Source organism: Vibrio sp. YIC-376 (assembly GCF_052353105.1).
GTDB lineage: Bacteria > Pseudomonadota > Gammaproteobacteria > Enterobacterales > Vibrionaceae > Vibrio.
In genome coordinates, this window is the sequence record NZ_JBBWFK010000035.1 from 1 (window position 1) to 1,003 (window position 1,003).

Here is a 1,003-nt window from a genome sequence, read left to right on the forward strand (position 1 = left end):
TGCTATGTATTCACAACAGGATACTTACTTATGTAAGTGGGTTTCCCCATTCGGAAATCCCAGACTCAAGTGGCTTTTACTGCCTAATCTGGGCTTATCGCAAGTTAATACGTCCTTCATCGCCTCTGACTGCCAAGGCATCCACCGTGTACGCTTAGTCACTTAACCATACAACCCGAAGGAGTTTCGAATTGATGTTAAACAACCAAAGTTGTCTCTCATTATTTGAATGAGCGAGAGACATTCGATTTTGCCGGACTCAAATTCCAAGAACACTTGAATGTGTTTTTAGTTGTATTCCATTAGGAATACTTTGAGAACTTTACAAATAATCTCCTATCTATTTAAAGACAAGGATTATTTTGTCAGCTTTCCAAATTGTTAAAGAGCTAGATTCATTTAAGAACCATTTTTAAGAACACTTAAGACTTTCTGTTTCAAAAGAAATGCGCTTAAAGATGGTGGGCGATACCGGGCTCGAACCAGTGACCCCCTGCTTGTAAGGCAGGTGCTCTCCCAACTGAGCTAATCGCCCATCGAATCAAGAATGGTGGAGCTAAGCAGGATCGAACTGCTGACCTCCTGCGTGCAAGGCAGGCGCTCTCCCAGCTGAGCTATAGCCCCATATCTTGAGAAAATGGTGGGTCGTGCAGGATTCGAACCTGCGACCAATTGATTAAAAGTCAACTGCTCTACCAACTGAGCTAACGACCCAATGGTATCCCGTAGGGGAGTCGAACCCCTGTTACCGCCGTGAAAGGGCGGTGTCCTAGGCCTCTAGACGAACGGGACACTAAGTGTAAGTGTTGGGCACTTACTTTCTCTTAAACTTCATAAACCATATCAATCTGTGTGGACACTCATCGTGAGTAATCATCGTATAAGGAGGTGATCCAGCGCCAGGTTCCCCTAGCGCTACCTTGTTACGACTTCACCCCAGTCATGAACCACAAAGTGGTAAGCGTCCCCCCGAAGGTTAAACTACCTACTTCTTTTGCAGCCC

General features: G+C 45.3%; 4 tRNA genes and 2 rRNA genes. All 6 read right to left on the reverse strand.

From position 1 onward, the window contains the following. A 23S ribosomal RNA gene (locus WJM94_RS24455) occupies positions 1-168 on the reverse strand; the annotation flags it as partial. Between the two features lie 291 nt (positions 169-459). Beyond that, positions 460-535, reverse strand: a tRNA-Val gene (locus WJM94_RS24460). Positions 536-548: 13 nt separating this feature from the next. After that, positions 549-624 (reverse strand) — tRNA-Ala (locus WJM94_RS24465). 14 nt (positions 625-638) lie between these two features. After that, a tRNA-Lys gene (locus tag WJM94_RS24470) sits at positions 639-714 on the reverse strand. A 2-nt stretch (positions 715-716) separates the two neighbouring features. Beyond that, positions 717-792 (reverse strand) — tRNA-Glu (locus WJM94_RS24475). An 89-nt stretch (positions 793-881) separates the two neighbouring features. Next, positions 882-1,003 (reverse strand): 16S ribosomal RNA (locus tag WJM94_RS24480); the annotation flags it as partial.